Consider the following 8,282-nt stretch of genomic DNA (forward strand, 5'->3'; position numbering starts at 1 on the left):
AGCGGATAAAATAAGAAACATGACATCAACAAGGTTATGGCGTTGGTTAATATGAGAACGATTTTCTTCCACGAGGGTTAAGTGATCAAATAGGGACATGACAGGTCGATATAATACTAAACTTATATGATCAGATCGCGCAAACTCGTAAAAGTTCAGTCAATTAACAAAGTGCGATCCTGCCCTGTGTTAAGGTCAGAGTTATGGAGGGCTGCTTGGTCGTCACAGCTGACTAAAACCTAACACTATCGGTTAAGCTTTATATCCGAAAACTTAGCCGATAACCTTTCAATCATTGATTCATCAGTCGCATACACTCTCCAATAAGCGCCATCAAAAAGATCAAGAACAACTACATAGTTTAAGTAGAGGTCTTCATCATCAGCATATTTTTTATGGATTCTTTACTCGTAGAACCAACAATTAAAGTATCAAAAATCTGATCAAAGTTATGAGAAAGGTCATTTAGCTCCTGCCACTCCAAACAAAAGCCATTAGGCGAATCAGAAATACTATCTTCAAAATCGACTATCGATTTATCTTCGCCCAAATCACCAGTAGCAGAAAGGTACAAAAGGGACCAGCTTAAGCTAGCCCCATCAACACCGATCTTATTTAATATCATTGGCAAGGTAACAGTTAGTAATCCATTGGAACTATCACTAATCTCAATCATATGAGTCATAACATTATCCCTACAATGGTTCAGCATCTTTTAGACGCAGGACGTCCGCATGAGAGCTTTAGTGATTTCTGGTGTATGAGCAAAAGATGTTCATGACCTTGCCCTGCGCCTCACTAGAGCTACAAGGGAAATCTCATACACCAAATACATAAAAACCAATACTAATTGCTAATATTAAAAAAGAAGCAATAACAAAGGCAAAAACAAAAAATTTAATTCTTTTAATTTTCGGTAGTGGAACGGCTTTCAGATCTATTTTGCACCTAGAAAAAACAACTATAAGCAAAAAATATAAAGCAAACAAGAACAGCAAAAACAAATCATTATTAAGGAGGTTGTATTCGAAAATATATGTGTACAAAACCACCAGGGATAATAAATAATGAACGAACGATTGAGTTAACAATATTTCAGCCTTATTCTTATAGTGCTCCCCCCAAATGCTTTCCATTTTGGTTCTCAATATTTCAACAGATATTGAAAAAAAATCACTCATACTCACATCAACTCTTTAATAGTTTTAAAAACTCTAATTCTTATTGCCTTAAAAGCATTATAGTCTGCAGCAACATCAATCGCTACATAAGCACTACTTATGGCAAAGCCTGGTAAACCATAAAATGATATTGCAGTGAAAGCTAAGTCTAAAACAACGTCTCCGACCAAGTCGACCTTTTCAATAGTAGTCATTTCTGTCACATTTGCATTCAAGGCTGAACGTACAGTATAAATGACTGAAAATCCAGCAGCTAAATTACCTGCACTTGATAATCTAGTAAGAGATTTAAGTTGAACATTTTCGGCCCTAACCGATAAATCTAATCTCTTTCTCCAAGAGCTCCTTTGATGTTTGATAATCTTTTCTTTTACACCTGATAGAATACCGACTGCTGCAGCTGTGGTTGCTGGAGCATTTTCTTTATGTTTTTGATAATTCCCAGTATTACTATTATCCATCGAGTCTACGTACGGAGACCTCTCATCAGGTACTACATGCATTTCTTCATATGAGCCATCCCGATGGTAATATACCTCCCTTGTAGGAACCCCCTCTTCTTCATTTTTACCATTCTTATCTGCAGCATTACCTTTGGGGCCACTTAAGTCCTTAGATGTCGATGTCTCCTGGCTATTAGTCGTCGCCCCCTCAATCAGGGCAAGATCATGAACGTTTTTTGCTCAATGCTAGGTGAAAATTGACCAGACGAACCATTTGTGATCTTATGCTCCTCTTTTGAGGAGTGGCCATGAATATCGATACCATCAAAGAACATTTCAGCATCATCGTGACGAACGACAAAGCGCAAAAGTGGACTACCCTCTGTTTGATATTTTGTTTGGCTCGATCTGTGCCGTGATAGCAGGAGGCCAAGGCTGGACCGATATTCGCGAATACGTTCTTGGCCACCATGAGTGGTTTCTTAAACAGAATCTATTTGAAAATGGGGTACCCGTTGATGATACCTTTGCTCGTTTGATTGCGAGTATAGATCCCGCTGAGTTTCGTGACTGCTTTCTTGCCTGGATGAAAGCGGTGCACAAATTGACCTGTGGTGAGGTGGTTGCCATTGATGGCAAGACCTTGCGCGGCTCCTATGACAGAGACGACAGGCAAAGCACCATCCATATGGTGAGTGCCTACGCCAGCGCCAACCAACTGGTATTGGGCCAACTCAAAACCGACAACAAGAGCAATGAAATCACCGCAATACCGGCGCTGATTAAAATGCTCGACTTGCGAGGCGCTCTCGTGACGATTGATGCGATGGCCTGTCAGACCAAGATTGCAGAAGCAATCACCAGCAAGGGCGGTGATTACTTATTGGCGGTTAAGGGCAACCAGGGCAAGTTAGCGGCAGCCGTACAGACCGCTTTCGCCCCACACCGCCGCGCCCCAATAGAGAAGACCACGTGTCAAATTGAGAAGCAAAAGGGGCGGGTTGAAGCGCGTACTTGCCATGTATTGAATGCCAGTGAACTGGAGGGGGACTTCTCCACTTGGAGCGGGCTGACCAGCATCGTGATGGTCGAAAACTACCGTGCGGCAAAAGGCAAAGAGCCAGAGTTGGAGTATCGCTACTATATCAGTTCAGCCGAACTGACCCCAGAGCAGGCCGGGAATGCCATCCGCGCCCACTGGGGTATTGAGTCAATGCACTGGATATTAGATGTGAGTATGCGAGAAGATGCTTGTCAGATTTACCGAGAAAACGCGGCTGAAAACCTGGCGGGGTTAAGGCACATGGCACTGAACATGCTCAGAGCTGAGCCAACCAAGATTAGCATGCCGATGAAGCAGAAACGCTGCATGATGAAACCCGCTTTTTTGGAGCAAGTCCTTGTGGCTGGATTTAAGTCAATGGCTAAACCTTAACCATTCATGCGGACGCCCTGCCCCCTCAATGTGTCTGAACCCCGTCGGATCAATATACTTCAGCGGGTTATTCCACGTATAAGTATAGCGGTTGAAGCAACCCGTCATATAAGGTGACTGGATCAGCGGATCGCTCAGACACGCAAAGCACTGGGATTGACTCAGAATCAGGTTGCGGAGCAGTTGGGGATATCACAGCAGACACTGGCTCACTATGAAGTTGGGCGGTTAAGGATAGCAGTATTACGCTGGTTCCGCTGGCAGAGATCTTACTTAGCTCAGTCGAAGAGCTACTGCACGGTCAGGAAGCGACTAAGGGAAGTAATAAACGCAGGACCTGCGTCGAAGCTGCAACAGTAGATCGAACAGGTCAGGCAGCTACCAAGAGCGAAGCAGCAGTTTGTGATGGAGATGTTAGATACGGTGATCCAGCAAGCTGCACATTAAAAAGCCCGCTAGTGCGGGCTTTTGTATCAACTATTTATTTATTATTCGTAAATTCTTGCAGCATAAAAAATATCAGCAAAGATTTTCCAGTTTATATCACCGGGAAACTCTTTTCCTTGATTCTCATAGAAACCGTCCATGTCTTCAACCCATCCAGATACGGCCTCTAAAAAGCTTGGTAAGTCTTGATTTTCCCAATCATCAGAATGATCTTTAAAGTCAGCGATCATACTTATAATAAAGTTAGAAAAGTCCTCCTTTGTTAATACATTATCAAGCTCATTTACTAGTTTTGATTTCATTACAATCCGCCTCCAAGGACTCTAATAGAAGCACCCTCATTCTTACTCGTAAATTTGAATGCTTCATTTGCTATTTCGTCTGCGGTTGCAGGCTTTGTCCGTATTGGTACGCCAGCTTCTTGGAAAGCTTTTAACCGACGATTATCAAGAGAAAAAACTTTCCCATCTCGTTCAACAGTTCTGATTGCTGGCAAGTCATTAGCTGTTACTTTTCCGGATTTTTCAAATCATCGATCAAACCTTTCAATGAACGACCATCCTTAAAAGTGGCCTTAATACTATCTTGCGTAAATCGAATAGAACTTGGGTCTGCTAATCCCTTTGTAACATCAGAACACCCTGACGTTCATCGTAGCTAACACTGCCCACAACCCTAATGCCTTCAGTACCTTAAAGAGCCTGCACCCCAAGTGCTGACCTCATGTTAACAACTTTATGCCCCAGAGGCACTATTTCGCTTAAGTTGCCGTTTACTTTTAAGTACTCATTCACTATATAGGGGCGTTTATGCCCCGATATCGGCTTGGTTTAAGGCATTTGCCCACTTGACAGTAAATTAGTTTTTAATAGGGTGCGATTTTTTTGCTGACTCGGTTTCCCGCTTTTATGCCGCATCTTCAGTGACTTGTCACTTGACATTATTTTTATCGTTAATAGGGTTTTGCTTTTGTAACTCATTATTGTGCAACATGTTGTTTATTTTGGGTGTTATCTCTTGATACACTGTATACACCGATGAGTTCTAATCATGCTGTGATGTTTTGGTGTGTTGGATTACGAGCTTTTTGAGCCTCAACGTGAGGCCTTAACCAACTTTCTCACCCATCACTGTATGACTGTTCAGCAACAAGACATTGGCAAGGGAGTAATACATACGACCACGCACCTTCTGTGCAGACGGCCCGTATCGCGATGCGCTCCAAGGCCTTTGCCAGACTGACCTGGATGGGGTGACCTTTCGGTATACCGATACACAAGGTATCACCTGTCAGGCCCCGCCGTTACTGGGGTAGACAGTAAATACGATTAACAGGTAAAACGACATGGCGATTTATAATAACAACAACGCTATGCGTGCCGTCACTTCACGCTTTTCTTTAAGTGACTACATGGCGCTTCTGGCTGAAGCCGAGCGCACTGGCTCTAACCCTTCCCAACTGCTCCGCCAAACCTGGTGTAACCCTCCCCAAAACCCCGTCAATACTAAAAGAGTAAAAATAACTCTGTTTCAGAGCACTCTATTTTGGAGTATTGTCAACGGTATTTATCAAAACAGGGGGTATAATTATGGCTTCAGCACAACGGTGGAACAGCCAGATGACACCCGAAGATAAGCAGCTTTATAAGGAACTCGGCCAGCGGATCGCTCAGACACGCAAAGCACTGGGATTGACTCAGACTCAGGTTGCGGAGCAGTTGGGGATATCACAGCAGACACTGGCTCACTATGAAGTTGGGCGGTTAAGGATAGCGGTATCAACACTGGTTCCGCTGGCAGAGAGCTTACATAGCTCAGTCGATGAGCTACTGTACAGTCAGGAAGCGGCTAAGGGAAGTAATAAACGCGGACCTGCGTCGAAGCTGCAACAGCAGATCGAACAGGTCAGGCAGCAACCAATAGCGAAGCAGCAGTTTTTGATGGAGATGTTAGATACGGTGATCCAGCAAGCTGCACATTAAAAAGCCCGCTAGTGCGGGTGTCCACTTCCCCTTTAGCGAGACAATTCAAAACTAGAGGTTTCCAGTTGTCTCCGGTATTCAGCCGGAGGAATATTGCCTAAGCTGTACTAGTTCAGACCAGATCTGACACTTCGATTTGAAAAGAAGAGAGTTACCCACTTTGATTAAGGTGCTGAATCTTAAATCAAAGAAACAAAGAGGTAACTCTCATGCATCATACTAGCAATCCAATCATCAAACACAAAGCTGGTCTTCTCAATCTCGCAGAAGAACTCGGTAATGTCTCAAAAGCCTGTAAAGTCATGGGTGTCTCCAGAGACACTTTCTATCGCTACCAAGAGCTGGCAGAAACAGGTGGCGTCGATGCTTTGGTCAATCAAAGCCGAAGAACGCCCAACATGAAAAACCGTGTTGATCCGACGACAGAACAAGCCGTCGTGGTTTATGCGCTGGAATATCCAGCTCATGGGCAAGTGAGATCGAGCAACGAATTGAGGAAGCAAGGTGTCTTCATCTCGGCAAGCGGCGTTCGCTCTGTGTGGCTTCGCCACAACCTGGAGAACTTCAAAAAGCGATTAGTCGCTTTAGAGAAAAAGGTCGCTGATGAAGGAATCATCCTCACCGAACAGCAAGTTGCTGCGCTTGAACGTAAGAAACGAGATGATGAGGTATGTGGTGAAATAGAAACCGCCCATCCTGGTTATCTCGGCTCTCAAGACACGTTTTACGTGGGCAACCTGAAAGGCGTTGGGCGCATCTACCAACAAACTTTCATCGATACCTACAGCAAAGTGGCTTTTGCAAAGCTCTACACCACGAAAACGCCCATTACCGCGGCAGACTTACTCAATGACAAAGTTCTGCCCTTCTTTGAATCTGAAGCGCTACCGATGCTGCGTATCCTCACGGACAGAGGCACCGAATACTGCGGCCGTGTCGAGCAGCATGACTACCAGTTATACCTGGCGATCAATGACATCGACCACACGAAAACCAAAGCCATGTCGCCTCAGACCAATGGTATCTGCGAACGCTTCCATAAGACCATACTGAACGAGTTCTACCAAGTGACTTTCAGAAAGAAACTCTATGGTGACTTAGATGAACTCCAAAAAGATCTGGACGAGTGGATGGAATACTACAACACTGAACGGACTCATCAGGGCAAGATGTGCAATGGCAGAACACCATTGGAAACGCTTCGCGATGGGAAGGCTATCTGGGAAGAAAAGGATCTGACCCAAATATAATCTGACAGCACCGCTAAAAGTGGGTAACTGTCAGATCAGGTCTGAATCAGTACACCTAAGCTCTCGTGGGTGCGCTCTTCGTTGTAATCGCACATCCATACCCAAGCCATATCCCGAACCTGTTCGAGTGACTCGAACAAATAGGCATTCAAGAATTCGCGGCGAAATGACCCATTAAATCGTTCTACAAACCCATTTTGCTGAGGTTTTCCTGGCTGGATATAAACCATCTCAATGTTGTGAGCCTCACACCAGTCGGTTAACTGGGACGATATTAGCTCTGGCCCATTATCCATTCGAAGCTGTTTTGGCAGACCTCGCTCCTGTTTCAAATGCTCTAAAGCGCGCACCACGCGTCCTGCGGGCAAACTCGTATCCACTTCTATCACCAGACATTCTCGGGTCGATTCATCAAGAATGTTCAGTGTTCGAAAACGCTTTCCGCAATATAAGCTGTCATGCATAAAGTCGAGTGCCCATTGATAGTTGGCTTCACTCACCACATCTAATGGCATGGCAATGCGAGCCGGTAATACACGTTTTCGTCGCCGTTTTAGGTTTAATCCCATCCGGCAGTAAACTCGGTATACGCGCTTATGATTGAAGCATTTTCCCTTTCGCCGCATTCGTCTGAAGCATTTCCAGAATCCTGCATTGGGTGACTTCTCAAGCACCGCATTTAGAGCATCGATAACATCGCTGTCGGCAATGCGCCAATCCTTGGGGCTTCTGTAGTAACTGGCCCGTCCCAAAAGAGTGAGTCGACACGCGCGGGTGACACTAAGACCTGCAGCCACCAACATACATGCACAATCGCGCCTGCTGCTGGCTACCAACCCTTTTTTTCGAACAGCTCCTTCATGGCCTGGTTTTCTAAACTGACGTCTGCGTACATCTTTTTGAGCTTGGCATTTTCTGCTTCAAGCTCTTTGATTCGCTTGAGCTCAGAGGCGTCCAACCCGCCATATTTGGCTTTCCAGTTATAGTAGGTGGCGCTGCTAATCCCGTGCTGACGGCAAATATCATCGACCTTCAGGCCAGCATCCGCTTCTTTGAGAATCGCGACTATCTGTGACTCAGTGAACCGTGACTTCTTCATGGTAATCTCCTGCTGTTATGTGGCAGAAATCTCCAGTTTAGACTGTCTCAGCATAGGGGAAGTGGACACGGGCTTTTGTATCAACTTTTTATTATTCGTAAATTCTTGCAGCATAAAAAATATCAGCAAAGATTTTCCAGTTTATATCACCGGGAAACTCTTTTCCTTGATTCTCATAGAAACCGTCCATGTCTTCAACCCATCCAGATACGGCCTTTAAAAAGCTTGGTAAGTCTTGATTTTCCCAATCATCAGAATGATCTTTAAAGTCAGCGATCATACTTATAATAAATTTAGAAAAATCCTCCTTTGTTAATACATTATCAAGCTCATTTACTAGTTTTGATTTCATTACAAACCGCCTCCACGGACTCTAATAGAAGCACCCTCATTCTTACTCGTAAATTTGAATGCTTCATTTGCTATTTCGTCTGCGGTTGCAGGC

At 44.5% G+C, this 8,282-nt stretch carries 9 protein-coding genes and 1 pseudogene; 5 read left to right on the forward strand and 5 right to left on the reverse strand.

Annotated elements, in window-relative coordinates:
* Window positions 1-361: 361 nt before the first annotated feature.
* A complete protein-coding gene (locus Q4579_RS22415) occupies window positions 362-685 on the reverse strand; it encodes a hypothetical protein (protein WP_303567127.1) in 324 nt (107 codons plus the stop codon).
* Between the two features lie 498 nt (window positions 686-1,183).
* The gene (locus Q4579_RS22420; protein WP_303567129.1) at window positions 1,184-1,642 is read right to left on the reverse strand and encodes a hypothetical protein; all 459 of its coding nucleotides are present in this window, start codon (window positions 1,640-1,642) and stop codon (window positions 1,184-1,186) included.
* A 290-nt stretch (window positions 1,643-1,932) separates the two neighbouring features.
* Between Q4579_RS22420 and Q4579_RS22425 the strand changes: the two are divergent.
* A pseudogene (locus Q4579_RS22425) lies at window positions 1,933-3,059 on the forward strand (ISAs1 family transposase).
* A gap of 129 nt (window positions 3,060-3,188) precedes the next feature.
* Entirely contained in the window at window positions 3,189-3,419 is a 231-nt protein-coding gene (locus Q4579_RS23120; RefSeq protein ID WP_368502016.1) for a helix-turn-helix transcriptional regulator, read from the forward strand.
* A 128-nt stretch (window positions 3,420-3,547) separates the two neighbouring features.
* On the opposite strand, the gene Q4579_RS22430 is transcribed toward Q4579_RS23120, so the two are convergent.
* Window positions 3,548-3,808 (reverse strand): hypothetical protein, encoded by a 261-nt coding sequence (locus Q4579_RS22430; protein WP_303567131.1) that lies wholly within the window; start codon window positions 3,806-3,808, stop codon window positions 3,548-3,550.
* 1,043 nt (window positions 3,809-4,851) lie between these two features.
* On the opposite strand from Q4579_RS22430, the gene Q4579_RS22435 reads away from it, so the two are divergent.
* The 3 genes from Q4579_RS22435 to Q4579_RS22445 all read left to right on the forward strand — a co-directional run bounded on the left by Q4579_RS22435 (window position 4,852) and on the right by Q4579_RS22445 (window position 6,738).
* On the forward strand, window positions 4,852-5,142 hold the full coding sequence (locus tag Q4579_RS22435) for a hypothetical protein (RefSeq protein ID WP_303567133.1): 291 nt from the start codon (window positions 4,852-4,854) through the stop codon (window positions 5,140-5,142).
* The gene (locus tag Q4579_RS22440) at window positions 5,096-5,488 is read left to right on the forward strand and encodes a helix-turn-helix domain-containing protein (protein ID WP_303567134.1); all 393 of its coding nucleotides are present in this window, start codon (window positions 5,096-5,098) and stop codon (window positions 5,486-5,488) included. Before Q4579_RS22435 ends, Q4579_RS22440 begins: the two co-directional genes overlap by 47 nt.
* 209 nt (window positions 5,489-5,697) lie before the next feature.
* The gene (locus tag Q4579_RS22445) at window positions 5,698-6,738 is read left to right on the forward strand and encodes an IS481 family transposase (RefSeq protein ID WP_303567136.1); all 1,041 of its coding nucleotides are present in this window, start codon (window positions 5,698-5,700) and stop codon (window positions 6,736-6,738) included.
* Between the two features lie 35 nt (window positions 6,739-6,773).
* On the opposite strand, the gene Q4579_RS22450 is transcribed toward Q4579_RS22445, so the two are convergent.
* Window positions 6,774-7,837 (reverse strand): IS3 family transposase gene (locus tag Q4579_RS22450; RefSeq protein WP_303567137.1). Its coding sequence is split into 2 segments (ribosomal slippage): window positions 6,774-7,585 and window positions 7,585-7,837, totalling 1,065 coding nucleotides; the frame shifts between segments, so codons are not numbered across the junction.
* A gap of 91 nt (window positions 7,838-7,928) precedes the next feature.
* Window positions 7,929-8,189, reverse strand: coding sequence for a hypothetical protein (locus Q4579_RS22455; protein ID WP_303567138.1), 261 nt, complete (start codon window positions 8,187-8,189; stop codon window positions 7,929-7,931).
* Window positions 8,190-8,282 lie beyond the last annotated feature (93 nt).

Source organism: Photobacterium sp. 1_MG-2023 (assembly GCF_030547945.1).
In the GTDB taxonomy this organism is placed as follows: domain Bacteria; phylum Pseudomonadota; class Gammaproteobacteria; order Enterobacterales; family Vibrionaceae; genus Photobacterium.